17 protein-coding genes and 1 tRNA gene are annotated in these 19502 nt (G+C 43.3%); 12 read left to right on the plus strand and 6 right to left on the minus strand.

Annotated elements, in window-relative coordinates; genetic code table 11:
• Positions 1-91: 91 nt before the first annotated feature.
• From VIB_RS12330 to VIB_RS12350, 5 genes are read left to right on the plus strand one after another with little or no spacing between them, the layout of a single operon-like run.
• Positions 92-1219 (plus strand): efflux RND transporter periplasmic adaptor subunit, encoded by a 1128-nt coding sequence (locus VIB_RS12330; RefSeq protein WP_004396452.1) that lies wholly within the window; start codon positions 92-94, stop codon positions 1217-1219.
• On the plus strand, positions 1209-2480 hold the full coding sequence (locus tag VIB_RS12335; protein ID WP_004396454.1) for a TolC family protein: 1272 nt from the start codon (positions 1209-1211) through the stop codon (positions 2478-2480). The genes VIB_RS12330 and VIB_RS12335 overlap by 11 nt, the downstream gene beginning before the upstream one ends.
• On the plus strand, positions 2480-3697 hold the full coding sequence (locus VIB_RS12340; protein WP_004396456.1) for an ABC transporter permease: 1218 nt from the start codon (positions 2480-2482) through the stop codon (positions 3695-3697). The genes VIB_RS12335 and VIB_RS12340 overlap by 1 nt, the downstream gene beginning before the upstream one ends.
• Before the next feature lies 1 nt (position 3698).
• The gene (locus VIB_RS12345) at positions 3699-4979 is read left to right on the plus strand and encodes an ABC transporter permease (RefSeq protein WP_004396458.1); all 1281 of its coding nucleotides are present in this window, start codon (positions 3699-3701) and stop codon (positions 4977-4979) included.
• Positions 4972-5676, plus strand: coding sequence for an ABC transporter ATP-binding protein (locus VIB_RS12350; RefSeq protein ID WP_004396460.1), 705 nt, complete (start codon positions 4972-4974; stop codon positions 5674-5676). Before VIB_RS12345 ends, VIB_RS12350 begins: the two co-directional genes overlap by 8 nt.
• Before the next feature lie 73 nt (positions 5677-5749).
• Here VIB_RS12350 and VIB_RS12355 read toward each other — a convergent pair whose 3' ends face one another.
• On the minus strand, positions 5750-6733 hold the full coding sequence (locus VIB_RS12355; protein WP_004396479.1) for a CobW family GTP-binding protein: 984 nt from the start codon (positions 6731-6733) through the stop codon (positions 5750-5752).
• Positions 6734-7204: 471 nt separating this feature from the next.
• Here VIB_RS12355 and clcA point away from each other — a divergent pair, with 471 nt between their 5' ends.
• The 4 genes from clcA to VIB_RS17075 all read left to right on the plus strand — a co-directional run bounded on the left by clcA (position 7205) and on the right by VIB_RS17075 (position 13584).
• Entirely contained in the window at positions 7205-8602 is a 1398-nt protein-coding gene (gene clcA, locus VIB_RS12360; RefSeq protein ID WP_004396480.1) for a H(+)/Cl(-) exchange transporter ClcA, read from the plus strand.
• Between the two features lie 116 nt (positions 8603-8718).
• A complete protein-coding gene (locus VIB_RS12365) occupies positions 8719-9675 on the plus strand; it encodes a TDT family transporter (protein ID WP_004396481.1) in 957 nt (318 codons plus the stop codon).
• Between the two features lie 145 nt (positions 9676-9820).
• Positions 9821-10771 (plus strand): tripartite tricarboxylate transporter substrate binding protein, encoded by a 951-nt coding sequence (locus VIB_RS12370; protein WP_004396483.1) that lies wholly within the window; start codon positions 9821-9823, stop codon positions 10769-10771.
• A gap of 203 nt (positions 10772-10974) precedes the next feature.
• On the plus strand, positions 10975-13584 hold the full coding sequence (locus VIB_RS17075) for an EAL domain-containing protein (protein WP_167535090.1): 2610 nt from the start codon (positions 10975-10977) through the stop codon (positions 13582-13584).
• Between the two features lie 199 nt (positions 13585-13783).
• Here VIB_RS17075 and VIB_RS12380 read toward each other — a convergent pair.
• A tRNA-Gly gene (locus VIB_RS12380) sits at positions 13784-13858 on the minus strand.
• 396 nt (positions 13859-14254) lie between these two features.
• Here VIB_RS12380 and VIB_RS12385 point away from each other — a divergent pair.
• A complete protein-coding gene (locus VIB_RS12385) occupies positions 14255-15487 on the plus strand; it encodes an L-lactate MFS transporter (protein ID WP_004396486.1) in 1233 nt (410 codons plus the stop codon).
• A 76-nt stretch (positions 15488-15563) separates the two neighbouring features.
• Here the strand turns inward: VIB_RS12385 and VIB_RS12390 are convergent, their stop codons facing one another.
• Positions 15564-16001: a TM2 domain-containing protein gene (locus tag VIB_RS12390; RefSeq protein ID WP_040905052.1), complete on the minus strand. Its 438-nt coding sequence runs from the start codon at positions 15999-16001 to the stop codon at positions 15564-15566.
• Positions 16002-16118: 117 nt separating this feature from the next.
• Between VIB_RS12390 and VIB_RS12395 the strand changes: the two genes are divergently transcribed.
• Entirely contained in the window at positions 16119-16307 is a 189-nt protein-coding gene (locus VIB_RS12395) for a hypothetical protein (RefSeq protein ID WP_004396488.1), read from the plus strand.
• 39 nt (positions 16308-16346) lie between these two features.
• Here VIB_RS12395 and VIB_RS12400 read toward each other — a convergent pair whose 3' ends face one another.
• Both VIB_RS12400 and VIB_RS12405 read right to left on the minus strand, forming a co-directional pair.
• Positions 16347-16850, minus strand: a complete 504-nt coding sequence (locus tag VIB_RS12400) for an RNA-binding S4 domain-containing protein (RefSeq protein WP_004396489.1) — start codon at positions 16848-16850, stop codon at positions 16347-16349.
• A 127-nt stretch (positions 16851-16977) separates the two neighbouring features.
• The gene (locus tag VIB_RS12405; RefSeq protein ID WP_004396491.1) at positions 16978-17505 is read right to left on the minus strand and encodes an NUDIX hydrolase; all 528 of its coding nucleotides are present in this window, start codon (positions 17503-17505) and stop codon (positions 16978-16980) included.
• Positions 17506-17675: 170 nt separating this feature from the next.
• On the opposite strand from VIB_RS12405, the gene VIB_RS12410 reads away from it, so the two are divergent.
• On the plus strand, positions 17676-18464 hold the full coding sequence (locus VIB_RS12410; RefSeq protein WP_004396493.1) for a siderophore-interacting protein: 789 nt from the start codon (positions 17676-17678) through the stop codon (positions 18462-18464).
• Positions 18465-18552: 88 nt separating this feature from the next.
• On the opposite strand, the gene phnR is transcribed toward VIB_RS12410, so the two are convergent.
• Positions 18553-19272 (minus strand): phosphonate utilization transcriptional regulator PhnR, encoded by a 720-nt coding sequence (gene phnR, locus VIB_RS12415; protein ID WP_004396495.1) that lies wholly within the window; start codon positions 19270-19272, stop codon positions 18553-18555.
• Positions 19273-19502: the final 230 nt, after the last annotated feature.

Below are 19502 nucleotides of genomic sequence, written 5' to 3' on the forward strand. Positions count from 1 at the left end.
TAATAAACAACCGCCCGATAATTATCTGCGGAACCTAATCACCAATTTATCATCATACATTCATGCTCTTATATCATTCACGGAACCTAACATGAACAAACGCTGGATTGCAGTCGCCATTGTATTAATGGCTGGCGGTTATTGGGGTAGCGCTCATTTATCAAAACCCAAAGCATCACTACCGACCTTAACGGCACAATTAGGCCAAATTGAAAAACAAGCCATCGCTGTGGGACAAATCGTTCCGGCTCACTCAGTCTCAATTAAATCACAAATTGAAGGTATTGTTGGTGAGATATTCCACCATGTTGGTGCGCATGTGAATGCGGGAACACCATTAATTAAAATCACCCCTAACCCAACTCCGCAGGCACTGACCGAAGCAACCACGATGTTAATGCAAAGTGAAGCCAGTTTAGAGTCAGCAAAACAAAACGTTACCAATTTAGAACGTCTGGTTAAACAGAATATTATTCCTAAAAACTACGGCGACTACATTCAAGCTCAAGCCGATTTGAAATCAAAATTGGCCGATGTGGTACAAAAACGCCAAAACTTAGAATTAATCCGTAGCGGCGAGGCCTCAATTGGTGATGCTAAATTAACCTCAACCCTTACCGCTCCGATCGATGGCACTATTTTAAATTTAAAAGTAGAGGTGGGTGAGCCGATCATCTCTACGGCCTCTAGCCAAGCCGCGACTGAACTGATGTCGATTGCAGATATGAAGAATATGATTTTTAAAGGCAGCGTCAGTGAACACGATGCGGCACAACTCGCGGTTGGGATGCCTGTCACTGTGATACTCGCCCCCTTTCCAACCCTAAATATCGAGGGCGTGTTAAGCAAAGTCGCTGTGCAATCTGAAAAACTCAATAACACCAGTTCGAGCAATAACACGGGGTTTGATAATGGCTTTGAAGTCGAAATTAGCCAGCTCAACTTTCCAGAGGATATCACCCTTCGCTCCGGCTTTTCAGCCACCGCTCATATCATCTTAGAGAAAGTAGAGAATGTGGTGACGGTACCGGAGCGCGCATTACGCTTTCAAGGTAACCAAGCCGAAGTCTTAATTGCTGATGATTCAGAACATGGATTCACTGCACAGCCGGTAACATTAGGGTTATCCGATGGCATCAATGTGCAAATTATCTCTGGGCTTGAAAACCAACAAACGATTGTTGATAACAGTATGCTAGGTCATTCTTATGCCAACTAATGCCTTGATCAATTTTACCCGTTATGGATTATTAGCACTTGCGATCAGTCAGCCCGCTTTTGCTATTACGTTAGAACAAGCTTGGCAAGCGGCAAAAACCGCTGATCCAACCTACATGCAGGCGCAAATCCAATCACAAATTAGTCAAACTGACGTTGCCACTGCCACTAGCGTATTACGCCCATCGCTGAATATCACGGCGCAAACCAGTTGGAACCAAGATGGTGACAACCAAAGGGGTTATGGCGCCACATTAAGTCAAACCCTTTGGGATAGCTCTGCTTGGTCTGCGCTTGATCAGTATCAAGCTCACTATGTCGCTACGCAACTGCGGGCAAAAGCGGAATACAATAGCCTCGCCGCACGTCTACTAACCGCTTATCTTGAATTGGCCAGCGCCCAAGGTGATCTCACTCTTGCTCAAGAGAAATGGCGAGAAGGCGCACAGTTACTGCATGTGACCGAGCAACGCTATCTGGCCGGTAAAATTCGCGCCACAGAGTTAGAAGATATGCGCGCTAACCATGTTGATGAGCAAGCAGCTTTACTCGCCGCACAATCGGCTCTTGCTAGCAAACAATATGCGTTAACGGCACTCATTAATCAGCCAGTTGATAAAATCCATGAAATCAATACGCAGGTATCAGAGCAGCCCACTTTACCTTTTGCGACTGAACAACAATGGATTAAGCTTGCCAAAGACAACAGTCCGACCTTGTTAGCCAGCATACAAGAGTTAACTGCGGCTCAATTTGCACATGACGCCGCTAAAGCCAAATATTACCCGACGCTATCAGGTAGCGTGTCCTATCAAAGTACTGATCAAGGTCGTGATGGTGATTTGAATGCAGGGCTGACGCTCAGCGTGCCTATCGATTTAAATGGAGCGACACGTTCTAGTGTGGATCGCGCTCAACTCACTATCTTAAACAACAAGCAAGCGGTGAGAAAAGTCGAGATTGACATTCAACAAGAAATTCAAACTCGCTTTCATCAACTGCAATTGGAATGGCAACGGATTGAAATTGCCCAGCAACAAGTGCTGGCGCGACAAACCGCGCTGGAAAGTAAACAAGCGGTCTATAACGCTGGCATGACAGAAGCCTCTGAGGTGATCACCGCTCATAATGCGCTGTTTAATAGCAAACATACCTTACAAACCCGTCTGTACGACTACTGGTATCATCGTATTGCTTTACTAAAAACAGTGGGCAAATTGGATGATGAGAATATCGCGTTAATCGCACGAGTGCTGCAGTAATGAACACTCTATTTCTGCAAGTTACCCAAACCTTATTGGCTCACCGCTTACGCAGCACATTAGCCATTATTGCCATTGTCTGGGGAATGCTGTCGGTACTGGTTTTGGTCGCTTTAGGTGAAGGTTTTTATCGAGTGAATACTCAATCCTTTGCGTTACTGATGAGTGATACTCAGATGGCTTTTCCCGGTCAAACCGCTAAGCCATGGCAAGGGCTTCCAGCCAAACGACCGATCCGGATCTCTAAGGAGCAAATGCATGCCTTAGCCAAACAACCAGCGATAGAGCAACTTTCGGTGATGTACGGAAAATGGGATGCTACGGTTACCAACGCTCAAGGACGCTCACTACCAGGTTATGTCGCTGGAGTTGATCAGCATTATTTTGCTTTACAAAGCCTAACCTTACGTCCAGCTTCACGTGCGATAACCTCTAATGATGTATTCAATCATGCGAGAGTAGCGATCATCGGTTGGCAATTAGCCCAAGTCGGTCAATTGGCGCTAGGCGATAGCGTTAAGGTGAATGGCATACCCTTTTTTATTATTGGTATCACTGAGCAAAAAGAAGGTGGAGTGTCGTTAAATAATGAGAGCAATCAACTAATGATTCCCAGCACCACCTTTACTGATTTATGGCAAAGTAACCCCTATTCTTTGTTAGTAAAACCCAAAGCGGATATTCCCGGCGTAGCTTTACGTCATGCCATACAAACGTTTTTTGCCAAGCAACAGCATTATGACCCAACCGACAGCGAAGCGGTTTATTTGCCAGACTTCAGCAGTGGTGCTCAGTTTATTAATGCCCTGTTTCGCGGTATTCAGCTGTTTTTAGGTGCCAGCGGGATGATGACCCTCGCTGTCGGCGCTTTGGGGGTTGCCAATATTATGTTTTTGTCGGTAACCGAGCGAACGCGAGAGATTGGCGTGCGACTGGCCGTTGGCGCGACACCCAAAATTATCCTCTGGCAATTTATACTCGAAGGCACGTTATTGGTTACCCTCGGCTGCGCGATAGGTGTTGGGCTCTCGTATTTGGCCATTGCCACGCTGAATCAGCTTGGTTTACCTGACTGGTTGGGTACGCCGATCATCACCAGTGCTTCGATCGTTGGATCGCTCCTTATCACCGCCTGTCTAGCGTTATGTGCCGCTTATTTTCCAGCTCGCCGTGCTGCACATTTAACGCCAGTTTTAGCTTTAAGTGCGAGAGGATAGCATGCTGCCAATCAGACAAATTATTCAGGAAATGCTGGCAGAAAAACAGCGTCTTTTATTAACCGTTCTTGCTGTTGCTTGGGGTACGCTATGCATCAGTATGATGTTAGCGAGCGGTGAAGGCTTAAGACAAGGCTTAAGCCGTGCTTCGCAAAGCGGCAATGGTCAACTGATTTATATCACACCAGGCTACGCCAGTATCAACAGTGGTCGTTTCTTTACTGGGCAAGCTTTATCCTTACAAGCGCAAGATGTCGATGTGGTTCGTGCATTACCGAGCGTGCAACAGGCTGAGATTAGCGCCGTGTGGGATAAAACCGTCCGTTATCAGGAAAATAGCAGTTGGCAAACCCCGTATGCGGTTAGTCCTGATTATGCTCAACTGACAGGAATAGAAATGATGCCCGGGGGACGCTGGTTTAATCAATTAGATAATCAGCAACAACGTAAAGTCATCGTGCTGGGTTATACCACTGCAAGCCAGCTATTCAATCAAGAGAGCGACGAGGATTTTTTGCAGTCGCCCGTGTTAACCATCAATCCAGTCGGCAAAATCGTTAAAGTCGGTGATGAAGATTTTACCGTGATTGGTGTAATAAAATCCAACGCTTCACTGATAGAGCAAGGCCTACCCATTGATTATGCATTGTTTGTCCCTTTGAGCACTTGGCAACGTTTTCATCCCAACCAACCGATTGCCGCAATTAACGTCAAGCCCATTGCGCAAGCGGATCGTGAACAGTTAGCTCAAGTGATCAAACAAGTGTTAGCCAGAAAATATTCTGCCGATCCGAGTGATGAGCAGTTAATTCAAAGCCAAGATATGCTACTCAGACAAAAAAGTATGCAACGCTTTTTACTCGGTCTGCAAAGTTTTTTAGGTGTGATTGGTCTTGTTACTCTGAGTGTCGCGGGCATTGGCATCGCCAATGTGATGTATGCGACCGTCAAACGCGCTACACGAGATATTGGCGTGAGAATGGCGGTTGGCGCCACCAGCGCCAACATTCGTCTTCATTACTTAGTTCAATCCATACTAACCATGGGGATGGGCGGTATCGTCGGACTGAGTTTCACCTACGGCCTTATACGCTTAGTCCAACACCTGCCACTACAAGGTAACTTTCTTTATGAACAGTTGGGAAAACCCCAGCCAGAGCTGTCGTGGCCCATTCTATTTTTGGTGATGACGGCATTAGTCATCATCGGCGTCGTTGCGGCTTGGTTTCCCGCTAATCGCGCAGCAAACATCACTCCATTAGAGGCATTACAAAGTGAATGATCAATCTCCTCTCGTGCAACTCGCCAATATCTGTAAACATTACCGAAGTGGTGAAGAACAAGTCAAAGCGCTGGATAATGTCTCACTGAATATCGATAAAGGCGAATACCTTGCGATTCTTGGTCCATCAGGTTCAGGAAAATCAACCCTAATGAATGTTCTCGGCTGTTTAGATACACCAACCAGCGGTGACTATATACTGGAAGATAAACGGGTATCATCGTTAACCAATCACCAGTTAGCCAAGATAAGAAATCAAAAAATTGGTTTTGTTTTTCAAAGTTTTAATTTACTTGATTATGCGAATGCGATTGATAATGTCGCCCTGCCACTGGTGTATAGCGGCACAACGCTAAAAGAGAGGCGTCAGCGTGCCGAGCATTTATTAGACAGCGTTGGCCTCGGCGATCGTCGTTATCATAAGCCGAATCAGCTCTCTGGTGGTCAAAAGCAGCGAGTGGCCATTGCCCGTGCATTGGTCAATGATCCGCAAATTATTTTGGCCGATGAACCCACGGGGGCACTGGATTCCAAATCGGGTGCTGAGATCGAAACGCTATTCAATCAGCTTCATCAAGCAGGTCGAACATTAATTATTGTCACTCATGATGTGGCACTGGCGCAGCGCACTCGGCGGATCATTACTATTAAGGATGGTAAAGTGTTATCGGATAAGCCTGTTCATCAAAGCGAATGACGCTGAAACTCACTACTCTAGAGAGAAGATAAGAAGGCTGAGACACTGCCTTCTTATCTTTCTGAATCAATCATCATTTGATGTTGGCTAAGGTCAATAAAATTGACTCCAACTGATCCCATGGCATCAATTGTGAATCAATGACTTCTAAACGAGATTCAAAGCCTTGTAGGGTTAACTCGTTAACCGATAACACCCCGTTATTGGCATTAAAGGCATAACAGCCTTTGGTCGTGTTCAAAACCCCTTTGACCCGTTCAGCGGTTAAGGCGCTAAGCATCGAAAACAGCTCATCAAAATCAAACTGATATTCTGCACCAAATAACCAGCCACAACTGTAGTAGCCTTGACCACGATTTTCTTTACGTAGAAATGCTTGTTCCGGTGCTAAAGCAAACTGTGGCTCTAATTGGGCATGATGATGGTGATGAGCTTCGATATGGCTTGATGCACTTTCCGCACTACGCTCCATATCAAGCATCGAGAGCGATAAATTGCCCTGACTGACTAACTGATAAGCCGCTTTCGCTGGTTGCTGTCTGGCGAACCAAGTCTGGAACATCTCAACATCTGTTGGCGTTGCTTGGTCAACTTTATTGGCAACAATCACATCAGCACTGGCTAATTGATCATTAAAGTTTTGATTCATCAAATATTTATCATTACTTAAATGACGAGGGTCAACCAGTGCAATGGTCGCTTTGAGGTCAACATAAGGCTGATATTGGGCAGAGGTTAAAGTGGCGATAACTTGCTTGGGGTGCCCTAAGCCTGTCGGTTCGATCAATAAACGATCGGGCTTCTGCCTTAACAGGGTATTAATCCCCACAGACATCGGTACACCCGCCGTACAGCACATACACCCACCCGGGACTTCTTTAATTAATGCCCCTTGTTCGGACATTATCGCGCCATCAATACCTATCTCACCAAACTCATTAACCAGCACCGCCCACTTTTCATCCGCCGGTTTATGCTTCAATAAGTTTAAAATCGTGGTCGTTTTACCAACGCCAAGAAAGCCAGTAATAATATTGGTCGGTACTTTTTTTGTCATCGTGGTACTCCTTTTCGCGGAGTATATACAAAAAACAAAGAGGTGTAGACTGAAACGAGCTGAGGAGAAGCGCCTAAACAGCGAAAGGCGCACTGTATGAGCGCGCCTTAATCCTCGGAACTCAATCGTGAGTTGTGCGAATCAGGAAGGCTATAGTTGCAACCTGATCATAATCGAGGCTATTTGAATTGTAGGTTGAATCCATCCAAATTGTAGGTAAGGCTTGCGTTTCCTCCTGTTGAAATACTCTGTTTGCCTTACGTCTTAACTATCGCTCATTTTCAGAAAAACACCATTTTTTTATCGTCTTTTTTTCGGTTGAAATATGACTTTGCGATCCTGTTCAAAAATCATCATTAATGGCGATACAATAGCTATTTTTCCAATTCAATATTTCATTTTTAAAACTACAGTTAAAGGATTGGCTAAGTATAATTTACATTTTGTTACCTCTATAAGGCTATTGTGTACATGCTTGTCCGCGAGAAATTCTCTCATCGATTGTTCAATAAAATACCTAAAGACAGCTTTAGCCAATTTCTTGCCAACGATAAGCTTTCATTATCGATCCTATTTCTATCTATGATCGTCGGGATACTCGCCGGACTGATCGCAACGTATTTCGAACTTGCCGTCCATTTCGTCTCAGAGTCACGCACCGAATGGTTAGTGGGTTCGATTACTTCACTGGTTCCTCTTTGGCTAGCCGCTTTTTTGATCAGCGCTGGACTAGCCTTAATCGGCTACTACCTCGTTCATCGATTCGCTCCTGAAGCCGCAGGCTCTGGTATACCAGAAATTGAAGGAGCAATGGATAACATTCGTCCAGTTCGCTGGTGGCGCGTTTTACCGGTTAAATTTATCGGCGGTATGGGCGCACTTGGCTCAGGTATGGTTTTGGGAAGAGAAGGTCCAACCGTACAAATGGGCGGTGCCGTGGGTCGAATGGTATCTGATGTTTTTCGAGTAAAAAACGATGATACTCGACACTCTTTGCTTGCTGCTGGGGCTGCTGGTGGTCTTGCCGCCGCGTTTAATGCGCCTCTTGCGGGCATTATGTTCGTATTGGAAGAGATGCGTCCACAATTTCGCTACAGCTTTATTTCTGTACGAAGTGTGATCATTGCAGCCGTGTCAGCCAATATTGTGTACCGAGTCATTAATGGCCAACAAGCGGTGATTACTTTGCCACAATATTCGGCCCCAGAATTGAGATCCCTACTGTTTTTCCTATTACTTGGCATATTATTCGGTGCTTTCGGCGTGCTCTTCAATAAACTGATCACCTTGAGTCAAGACCTCTTTGTTCGCATTCACCATAACCTCCGTCATCGTTACCTTCTTACTGGCTCACTACTTGGAGGATGCTTTGGTTTAACTCTGCTCTACATCCCTGAACTTACCGGTGGAGGTATTGGCTTAATACCCTCAGTAGCGATGGGAGAGTATACGACCGGTATATTACTGTTATTGTTTTTAGGAAGGATTGTTACGACTCTACTCTGCTTCGGTTCTGGTGCTCCCGGTGGCATTTTTGCTCCCATGTTGGCATTAGGGACATTGTTTGGCTACGCCTTTGGTTTAATTGTTCAAAGCTGGTTTCCAGAGCTCAATATCGAACCAGGCATGTTTGCGATCGCCGGCATGGGAGCTCTGTTTGCTGCCACGGTTAGAGCACCGATCACTGGTATTTTATTGGTGATAGAAATGACTAATAATTACTATTTAATCTTGCCATTAATCATTACCAGTCTCGGCGCAGTCATTTTTGCTCAGCTTTTAGGCGGCAAACCTATTTACAGCCAGCTGCTGCACAGAACCATCAAAAAAGAGAAACTGCGCCAACAGGAGTTACCCAATGGTCATTAGCTATAAATGTGATCATTTTGTGATAATCATCTAGTGATTGATTACCCATGTTAGACATAACTTGCTAGAATCGCCGCTGTTTTTATGGCTCGTTATGTGTCTCAATGGAGTGAACATTGCACTGGAAAAAATTACTGCATGTACAAAGCGTACCCGCTTCACAAGCAGCCTTGGCATTGGGCATTATTGGTTTAGGTCAAGCTTGGACACTCTACTCACCAACCTGGGGAGCTCTTTTCCATCCCTACTTTGCGCTGTTTGGTAGTTTATTATTACTGCCCGTTTTAGGTAAATATCTCACTAGTTATTCTTCATTTATTAATGATCTCCGTCATCCTCTACACGGCAGTTTAATGGCTCCAATGAGTATGGCACTATTAATTTTATGTGATTATTTAGCGGTTATTTCTCCAAGTATTGCTTATCCAATATGGGCTCTAGCCCTACTGTTGCACATGACCATGATGGTCCTGTTTTTTCGCTTTCAACTCCTGAATTTTAAAATCTCCAATATTGTTCCCAGTTGGTTTCTCTACCCAGTCGGTCTGATTAGCAGTTCTCTTGCTGGGACACAATTTGGCCATACTGTTTTTTCTGAAACGCTGGTTAGTGTCTGTGTTGCTATCTATTTTGTGATGTTACCAGTGGTACTCTATCGCTTAGTCTTTGAAGGCATGCTGCCCAGACGGGCACGTCCAACTTTAGCGATCATGGCTGCGCCGATTAACCTTACTCTCGCCACCTATCTGGTCAATTTTGCTACCCCGGATCCAATCCTCACTGGTGCTTTAGCGGGTATTGCCATCACCATGACGCTATTAATTTATCTTTGTTATTTCAGACTATTGCGTTTAGCCTTTCAACCTTCAATTGCTGCGCTTACTTTTCCTTCGGTGATCAGCGCTATCGCGATGCATCGTTTAACCGATTATTTTTCAGAATTTTACCCACACTGGTACTGGCTACATCTGTTTGGTTTATTTGAACTTCTTGTCGCTACAGGACTCGTCGCTTGGGTTGTTTGGGGGTACTGGAAAATGTATTGGCCATCCCCTCCCGTCATCGTAAAGTAAATCATCAACGACCACGTCGATACTCAATATGGGCAAATAAACCATCATCGTTAATCATTGATAATTTATCATGATCGCTTGCCATAGACAGAACCATAAACCGCTCCTAAACTTAGAATAATTCAACAAAATAGGTGGCACGATAATGAGACAAACCAAACAATTAGCTCACCTAGTACTGTTGTTATTAACATTGATAGTAACAGTACCAACGTTTGCTCAATCTAACTTTCCTACCCAGCCACTGACTATGTTGATTGGTTTTAATCAAGGTGGCAGTACGGATATTCAAGGGCAAGTCCTCGCGAAAGTTCTTTCCGAAAAACTCGGCCAACCCGTTAATATTCTTTACCATCCTGGTGCTGGAGGAGCTTCAGCGGCAGCCATGCTGGCAAACAGTCGCGATCAAGGCTACACCTTTCAATTTGGACTTTCTCTGCCTTATACCTTCGCACCGCTAGCAACTCCGGCTTCTTACCAGTTAACCAGTTTTCGATACGTGGCTGGTATTACTCTTGATCAAATTGCTTTAGTCACCGGTCCTAATACTCCATTTGCTACGTGGAGCGAGTTTATTACTTATGCCAAAGCTAATCCCGGCTTAGTTTATGCGTCGCAAAACATTCAAGATCGATTCGTGATCAATCGAATCATGCGGCGTGAAGGCATTACATTACGTATTATGCCAACGACCGGAGGAGCGGGTATGGCTCCATTAATCCTTTCTGGGGATGCCGACCTTGCCTTTAGTGGCGGCACACATAGCGCTTATACTGACTCAGGACTAATGCGAGTCCTTGCCAGTTTGGCGGATGAAAGGCTTGCCCATTATCCACAAGTACCTAACTTAAGAGAACTCGGTTACGACGTAAGTATGCATGCGATCCGTGTGATTACCGTTCCAGCCAATACTCCTGACTATCAAGTCGATATTTTAGCCAAAGCGCTTCAATCAGTGACTCAAGACGCACGATTTAAAAAAGTCACAGAAGAGACAATAAAAATGCCCGTTATATTTATGAATGAATCCGAATTAATTGAATTATTCAACGCCCAAGTAAAAGAGTACAAACAATTAATTGCAGAGTCTCAATGAATAGTGCAATAGTTAGAATTATAAAATAATAAAATTTTCGGAGAGACACATTAATGCCTTCAAGCTCAGAAATAGGAAAAAAAAGCAAAAAAAATAGGTGGGAACTCAAATTCACTACCCGAATTACTTTGCTATTTGGTTTTCTAAGCTTGTTTACCCTTCTTATTTCCATGTTTTATTCAATACGTACTGCAGAAATCAGTTTGCATTCAGAAATTGAAAATAGTTTAGCGCAGCGACAAAGAACCGTACAAAGTTTAATAGAAAATCGTCTAGATTTATTAGAGGTTTATTTACACACGACTGCATCTAATCAAGTGTTCACTTCATTAACTGGTGAGAACTTTGAGTTTAATAACATTGCTGAAGATATGATCTATATGTTTCAAGATTCAGCATTAGGAGCAAACCTTGATATTTTCTTTTTAACCGATTCCTCGGGCAAGGTTTTAATGGATGCAGGACTCCCTTTATACAATATTGAACCAATGTTAAATTCACTACGCTCCCCGCTACATTACACAAGTGAATGGGCATTAGTGCATAGTCCAAATTTAACCGCCTTACTGAAAGCGACTCCAATTTTTGACCCCGCGAGCATTCAATTACGAGGCTATATGTTTATTGGTTTGGCGATTGGTCAAAACCGAAGTTTTATTCAGACTCTCGCTGAACGGGCCGATTTAGATGCTCTTTCTATTCATTATCAGCAAGCAAGACTGATTCAATACAGTCCAAGTATCGCGCTTCCTGCACATTCTAGTGAAGAAACAACGTCATCACAGATGCGTGCTTATGAAAATCTATATCTATTAAATGCAACCCTGAACATTAACAATAAAGCATATCCCTTAAACTTAAAAATGGGTATCGATAAGCAGAGATTTACTTCTGTTTCTGAACATTATTGGCAAACATTCTTTTTATTATCTGGTGTTTTTTTACTGCTGCTGATTCTTGCCGCTTGGCTTTTACATCTAAGTCATAGCCGAGCGATAAGCCAATTGACCGACTATATTCAAGGTATTCAAAAAGGACTAAGAGTATCATTTTCTCCTACTGGAATATATGAATACAATCAAGTGGGAGATGCGATGCAGCATATGGTGGAAAATCTAAAAATTGCCGCCACGGTATTTGAGTCAGCCGAAGGTATGGTTGTGACCGATGAAAAAAAACACATTCTTAGAGTGAACCAAGCATTTACTGATATTACCGGTTACCAACCAAAAGATGTACTAGGCCATCATATAAAAGTCATTCGCTCGGGTCGTCATAATCAAAGCTTTTACGATGAACTTGAATTGCAATTAAAAACGCAAGGTTCATGGCAAGGTGAAATCTTTAATAAACGTAAAAATGGAGAAGAGTATCTACAGTGGACAATGATCACTGCCGTCATCAGTGATCATGAAGATGAAATCATTAATTATGTGATCACGTTAATTGATATCACTCAACGTAAAGCCGCAGAAAGCAAAATAAAACAGCTCGCCTTCTATGACCAATTAACTGGATTACCTAACCGTCAGTTATTAATGGAGCGCTTAGAATCAGCTCGACTAAATAGCCAAAGAAATGGCCAGTACGGTGCAATTTTATATTTAGACTTGGATGATTTTAAAACTCTAAATGATACTCGAGGCCATGATACTGGCGATAAATTTTTAACCTTAGTCAGTCAACGATTACTTGATTGTGTACGTAGAACGGACACCGTTGCTCGAATCGGTGGCGATGAGTTTGTGATCATTCTTGAACAACTGGATTCGGATTTAGACATCGCCTCTAAACGTGCTGATTTATTGTGCAGAAAGATTCTTGATACATTATCCAAGCCTTATTACATTGATAATATTGAACATTTTAGCACATTAAGTATCGGCGTTACCCTTTTCCTCGGTGAGACCAAAGGGATTGATGAATTACTTAAGCATGCCGACTTAGCCATGTACCAGGCTAAAGGAGCGGGTCGCAATACACATCGATTCTTTAATCCAGAAATGCAAGCCAAAGTGTTAGAGCATGCTGCCATGGCCAATGATATTCGCCACGCCTTAACTCGTAATGAATTCACTTTATACTATCAACCACAAGTCACCCATGATGGTCAACTTACTGGCGCTGAAGCCCTTATTCGTTGGCAACATCCTAAACAGGGGACAATTTCACCAATAGAGTTTATTCCTATTGCTGAAGAAACCGGGTTAATTCTTCCTTTAGGCGAGTGGGTATTAGATCAAGCTTGCCAAGTCCTTGCTGTATGGCAAAACTCACCACTCACTGACTCGCTGGTTCTCGCCATTAATATCAGTGCCAAGCAATTCCATCAAACTGGTTTTGTTCAGCAAGTTCTAGAAGCGTTGCAACGTTATAGAGCGAATCCTGATCGTCTTAAGCTGGAACTCACAGAAAGTATGCTTCATGAAGATCTTGAAGATACCATCACAAAAATGTCGCAACTAAAAAAATATGGGGTGAGTTTTTCTCTCGATGATTTCGGAACGGGTTACTCATCACTCAACTACTTAAAACGATTACCTTTAGATCAACTCAAAATTGATAAATCTTTTGTGCGTGATTTACTCACCAATAGTCATGATGCGGATATTGCTCGTACGATTGTCTCATTGGCGAAAAGCATGAACTTAGCGGTGATTGCTGAAGGCGTCGAAACACAAGAACAAAGACTGGCTCTCGCTAGCTACGGTTGTTTGGATTTCCAAGGCTATTTATTTTCTCGTCCTGTTCCTCTCGAAGCCTTCCCATTTAATTATCCTGATGGTATTCCGACAACAGCCAAAACAAATTAACGCAACTCTGTGGTTAATATTATCAGAAACCGGCTTTGATAGATTTGGATACTGGGTAGACAGACGTCAAAGATAAACTGGAGGCTTTCTTGCAAATGGTAAACGGTTATGAGAGGAAAAACATTTATTAAACATAAAGATAAAAAAATAGCGCATCTAAGCGCTTTATTTGATGACTTCTGACGAATTTTAGTAAGCTTGGAGCGTGCGGCGGGAATCGAACCCGCATCATCAGCTTGGAAGGCTGAGGTAATAGCCATTATACGACGCACGCTTTGTTTGGTCTGGCTTGCTTACGGGGTGTATATTGCCACAGTTATAAGAAAAGAAAAGCCTTTTTTTAGAATTTCAGTTTGTTTGCTTGTAAAATAAACAAATTGATTTCAATGGGTTAAGTTTTAATCTTGTCAGGTCAAATGAGAGGCATTTTTTCTCCCGAAATGTCAATTTTGTTCGCCTAATCAGCCCTATTCCATCATCCACAGAAATAGTTCATGCTTCTACTAAACCACTATCAATTATTTTCATCAATCGAATGTGAAAAGTGATTCCAATCACACCGATATTGGTTATAATCCGCGCGCTTTGTGATTTGTGTTGATAATTGCAAACTAATTTTTAACTAATGCCGTTGGCATTTTCCTGAACTGACCTTTGAGTATCCCAACTAATGAGCAAGATTGATAAAGCGCTACGTATTCTTCTAGCTGGTTTTTGTATCAACCTTTGTCTTGGCATCCTATATGCTTGGAGCGTATTTAATAAAGCGCTCGTCAATGATTTTGGCTGGAGTGCAGCCGATGCTTCGTCCCCTTACGCACTTGCCACTATCGCTTTCTCGGTTTCATTGCTGATCGCTGGTGTCTTACAAGATAAGATGGGACCCCGTAATATTCTTATTCTTGGTACCTCGTTAACCGGATTAGGCATGATTGCCTCCGGATTTGTTTCATCGGTTGCTATGCTCAATATCACTTTTGGGATCATCACTGGTGCCGGCATTGGCTTTGGTTATGCTTGTCTATCACCATCGGCCATGAAGTGGTTTCATCCTTCAAAGAAAGGGATGGTTAATGGATTAATTGCTGCTGGATTTGGCTTAGCCGCTATTTATCTTGCTCCTTTAACCTCAGCACTGATCACTCATTATGGTATTCAAACTAGCTTTATTTTACTGGGTATTGGTGTACTGGTCATTGCAGTACCGTTAGCATGCACCATCAATAATCCGCCAAGTGATTATGTGCCCGCTGAACCAACATTAAAAGCTGGTCAGCAAGCGAAAAAAGTTTCTATCAATAATGATATGACATGGCGAGCCATGCTAAGTACTCCACAGTTTTACGCCTTATGGGTCATGTATGCCTTAGCCGCATCGGTCGGCTTAATGATTATTGGTAATATAACCAATATCGCCAGCGTACAAGCAAGCTTACCTAATGCCGTTTATCTTGCCTCTATTTTAGCGATTTTCAACTCAGGTGGGCGCATTGCTGCAGGTGTATTGTCCGACAAAATCGGCGGCGTAAAAACTCTACTGATCGCCTTTTTACTGCAAGGAGCCAATATGATGTTGTTTGCTCAATTTGACTCTGAATGGACACTGATCATCGGTACTGCCATCGCCGCTGTCGGTTACGGTACGTTACTTGCTGTCTTCCCATCGATCACTGCTGAATTTTATGGCTTGAAAAATTACGGCACCAACTATGGCGTTCTTTATACCTCATGGGGTATTGGTGGCGCAATTGGCGCAGCCGTGGTCGGCTACTCGATGACCCATGGTGGCGGTTATCAGCTGGCTTACAGTATCTCAGCCGCGATGATGGCACTGTGTATTTTGCTGGCTTTAGTAACCAAACCCATTACTCGCCCCGAAGTATTAGAGTTGAAAACCGCTTAATCTTGTGGCTCAACATTTTCCCCTAAAAAAACGCGCTGCTCTAAAAAGGCAGCGCGTTTTTATATACTCGGACACTCTAAAACCAAGGTTTACGACTCAGAATATAGGTCTGCTCGAACTCTTCATCGGACCTCGTCACATAAATAAGAAACTCAACAAAAGCGATAATCCCAATGATCGCTGAAGGGATACCAAGTAACAAAAAGCCTAACAGAAAGGCAAACAACATGATCAACCCCTGTTTGATATACCCTAAGTAAAACTTATGTACCCCTAGCGAGCCGAAGAAAAACGCCAGTAAAGCGGCCACAATTTTCTTCGATGATTTACTACTCGGTAATGGATAAATCGCTGTGGCTTGACCATCCTGAACAAAAAAATCAACAGTAAGACCAATTTTTGGTCCTTGTTCGCCTTTCCACTCGTATATTGTCAGTGGATATCGATTACCGTCCTCACCGGAAATAAGCCCAGTGCGGTCGAACTGATTGAAATCAATAACAGTGCCTTTCATTTTTACTTATACCTCAGATAATGAATGTTGCCATCTCTGCACATTCCCAAAACAGGGTATATACTAACCATGAATAGCCAGTAACTCCCAACTCACGTAAACAACCGGAGGTGTGAGATGAACATTAGAGATAACATTGATGCTTTAGAGCAACAAATTTATGTTGCGTGTTCAGAAGGTGATTTCCAAACGGTCAACCACCTTGAAAAACAGTTAGAGCAACTTCGAGGCAAAATGGAGCATCCTTTCGATGAAGACCCTTATGCACTCGAAGGAAGAACGTTTATTGACGATGATTGGCGATAAATAACGTAAGGGAGTCATTGGCTCCCTTGCTATATCACACTAAAAAAAGCGGATTCGACTGCGTCCACTTTCGTTATCAAGTTGATCATCAACGACTGATGTATCGACACTTTTTTTGCTTGTCTTATTCTTAATCTTATTTTTTGCTTTCTTTTGGTCAGTTTGACGGTTTGAGCTCTGAGTGAGCTTAGATTGCGTATTTTTAGCTTTAGGTGCCGAAGGCGTAGCTTTTTTCTTAGTTGGCGCTTTTTCTGCACTTAATGGACGTTCAATCGTTTCCGTCACTGGCGCATCACAGATCACCAGATAATATTCTTGATTGAACTCAATCAAATCACCATCGTACAATTTACGACGTTTGCGCGCTTCTAGTTCGCCATTCACCGCAACGTAACCTTCAGCGATGACATGCTTCGCTTCTCCACCACCGCTCACTGCATTCGCTAATTTGAGTACTTTGTATAATTCAATCGGCTGATTATCGACTTCTACGCCAATCGCTTCAATTTCTACTTCTTGCTGGTCGTCAACACTCTGACTCATGATCATTTCTCATTCAATATTTCGCGCTAGTGTATACCGAATACACTCACAGACAAGACCAGAAACAGGGCTTGTCATACCTATCTTAGCCAACAAGACTGTCGATTAGGCGGTATCATGACTTATTTTAGGGTTTCATCGCCATTTCTTTAGCAATTAAACGTAATAAAAAGGTTTCTCTTTCAATGCTCATGCCTTTTTTATCACTGCTGGCAATTGTCTGCTCATTATGAGCAATCGCTTGATGGATATTCACCCACATCGGCCGCATGCCATTTTTTATTTCATAATCTTCAAAACGAGTATCACCTAACTGACGATCAGCTTTACAAGTATAACAGTAGGAGATCATATGCATCACATCCGCATCATCTCGATACCAAGGACGAAATTCTTCATAAATACCATAAGGTTGAATATGGTGAATATTGTTAGCACCCGTCTCCTCTTCGAGCTCACGGACTAAGCCTTGAATAATATCTTCATGCTCATCAATGCCCCCACCAGGTAAGGTGTAATCATGATAACGCTCAGTATAGAGCAGCAAAATATCATCGCCATCGGTAACGATCGCTCGTGCAGCTTGGCGTTGGACAATAGTGTGTTGACTGAGTTCAGTCACCTCGGGATGCGTCGCGGTGTGTAAATGTTTCATAAACTACCTTATTATTTCTTAATGACCGATTTTATCATGATCCTTAACGCGGCGTGAGACTCGCTCTGTGTTTTTCTGAATAGATAGAAACGACAACGATTATCATTGCCGAATGATTCATTTACCGCTAAGGTAATAGAGAAAATGATTCCCTACTTTGATGAATAAATATGGCAACTCAAGAAAAACAACGTGACTTCTATCGGGTTACAGTCACCGAGACCAAGCGTCTTTCTCCGAACATTCAACGTATTACGCTACAAGGCGACACGATTGCCCATTTTGGTGAACAAAGTGTTGGCGGCTACTTTAAATTGGTTTTTACCCCACAAGGTGATCCTGATCTCTCGCGTTTAACCCCAACCGAGCGACCGATTTTACGCACTTATACGATTCGTGAATTCAACCCTCATAGCAATCAAATGACGGTCGATTTCGTCCGACATATTACCGAGGATCTATCCTGTGGCTTTGCCGCTCGCTGGGCAGAAAACGCAAAAGTGGGAGATGAAGTATTCATCGCCGGACCAGGTAAAAGCCAGGGCCCGAATTGGGCAGCCGACTGGGTCTGTCTAGCTGCTGATATGACAGCACTTCCTGCTCTAGCAACAACACTAACGAGCTTAGACCCAAAAACTCAAGGCTATGCCGTAATTGAAATTTCTCATCCTGACGATCAACAACCTTTAGTTGCTCCACCAGGAGTAAAAATCATCTGGGCTCATACTGATCAGGGGGAGACATTAACTCAGACGGTAAAAGCTCAACCTTGGTTGGCGGGACTTTGCACCGTTTGGTGTGCTTGTGAATTTGAATCAATGCGTGAACTTCGTCAATATTTTCGCAATGACAAGCAAGTGGAACGCGATCATATATACATCAGCAGCTATTGGAAAAATGGCGTGACGGAAGATGGGCATAAAGTGCTAAAACGAGAAGACGCAGAAGCCAATAGTTGAGGCTAACTGACTTCTGCCTATCATTGGTTTAGGCTTAATTAAAACGCGGCTTGATACTCTACTTATATCCCGTCGCGTTTTATCATTTTTAATCGTCGTAGCATGGTTCCTGCATCGTCAACAAAGATTCAATCACAATGGCATCGTGACGCCAATAACTTATCTCCGTATCGATTAATCCACCTTGTGCATCATACCTCACTCGCTCAATAACCATCGCTGGCGTTCCTTGCGTTGTACGCAACGCTTGTGCCATCTCCCCCAACAGAGATCGACTGGTAATACGATAGCGTATCGTTGCACACTCGGTAAAAAAGTGTTGCTGATAAAGCAAGGTCAGTGATTGGCTTAACTCTAAAGTCAGTAAATTCGGAAAACGCTCTGGGCTTAGATAATTGGTCACAAAAGCAACAGGTCTCTGCTCTAAGCAACGGACACGCTCAAGATGATACACTTCTGAAAAAGGCTTGAGCTGCAATAAACGACTGGCCTGCGGATTGGCTAAACTACTTTTAGCCGTGAGCAATTGAACCGTTGGAAAACGTTGCTGAGTTTTTGCCAATTGTTCAAACGTTAGATTTTGCGTTGGGTCATAACGCAGTGGCGAAGGAGAAATAAACCAACCACGGCGATCTTCTCGATAAATCCGCCCCTCGGCTTCAAGTAAAGAGAGTGCCTCACGCAACGTTACCCTTGTGGTTGAGAATGATTCAGCCAGCTTACGTTCCGAAGGCAGTTTTTGTCTGGCGGATAACTGACCAGAACTTATCTGTTCGATGATAATGTCTTTAATCGCTAAATACTGCACGATAGTCCTTGATTGAAATGATAGTGCTGATATGCATATCGACCGCGCTAAATGTAGAGTCTAACCATACCTGACATGTCGATAGTAGCGCAAAAATGTAAAACTATGGGCATATAGATTGTATTTTCTCTCCATTCGGTTTATGTTCTATAACACAATAGGTGCCAAGCGGTACCATTAAATCAGTTTCTATGCCGCCCTGATACGTTCAGGGCGGTATTTCTTTTTGG

The sequence above is a fragment of the Vibrio metschnikovii CIP 69.14 genome, from assembly GCF_000176155.1.
Taxonomy (GTDB): Bacteria; Pseudomonadota; Gammaproteobacteria; order Enterobacterales; family Vibrionaceae; genus Vibrio; species Vibrio metschnikovii.

Coding starts and splice junctions, on each gene's coding strand:
- VIB_RS12330 (WP_004396452.1), top strand. CDS start 92: ATGAACAAACGCTGGATTGCAGTCGCCATTGTATTAATGGCTGGCGGT.
- VIB_RS12335 (WP_004396454.1), top strand. CDS start 1,209: ATGCCAACTAATGCCTTGATCAATTTTACCCGTTATGGATTATTAGCA.
- VIB_RS12340 (WP_004396456.1), top strand. CDS start 2,480: ATGAACACTCTATTTCTGCAAGTTACCCAAACCTTATTGGCTCACCGC.
- VIB_RS12345 (WP_004396458.1), top strand. CDS start 3,699: ATGCTGCCAATCAGACAAATTATTCAGGAAATGCTGGCAGAAAAACAG.
- VIB_RS12355 (WP_004396479.1), bottom strand. CDS start 6,733: ATGACAAAAAAAGTACCGACCAATATTATTACTGGCTTTCTTGGCGTT.
- clcA (WP_004396480.1), top strand. CDS start 7,205: ATGCTTGTCCGCGAGAAATTCTCTCATCGATTGTTCAATAAAATACCT.
- VIB_RS12370 (WP_004396483.1), top strand. CDS start 9,821: ATGAGACAAACCAAACAATTAGCTCACCTAGTACTGTTGTTATTAACA.
- VIB_RS12385 (WP_004396486.1), top strand. CDS start 14,255: ATGAGCAAGATTGATAAAGCGCTACGTATTCTTCTAGCTGGTTTTTGT.
- VIB_RS12390 (WP_040905052.1), bottom strand. CDS start 16,001: ATGAAAGGCACTGTTATTGATTTCAATCAGTTCGACCGCACTGGGCTT.
- VIB_RS12395 (WP_004396488.1), top strand. CDS start 16,119: ATGAACATTAGAGATAACATTGATGCTTTAGAGCAACAAATTTATGTT.
- VIB_RS12400 (WP_004396489.1), bottom strand. CDS start 16,850: ATGAGTCAGAGTGTTGACGACCAGCAAGAAGTAGAAATTGAAGCGATT.
- VIB_RS12405 (WP_004396491.1), bottom strand. CDS start 17,505: ATGAAACATTTACACACCGCGACGCATCCCGAGGTGACTGAACTCAGT.
- VIB_RS12410 (WP_004396493.1), top strand. CDS start 17,676: ATGGCAACTCAAGAAAAACAACGTGACTTCTATCGGGTTACAGTCACC.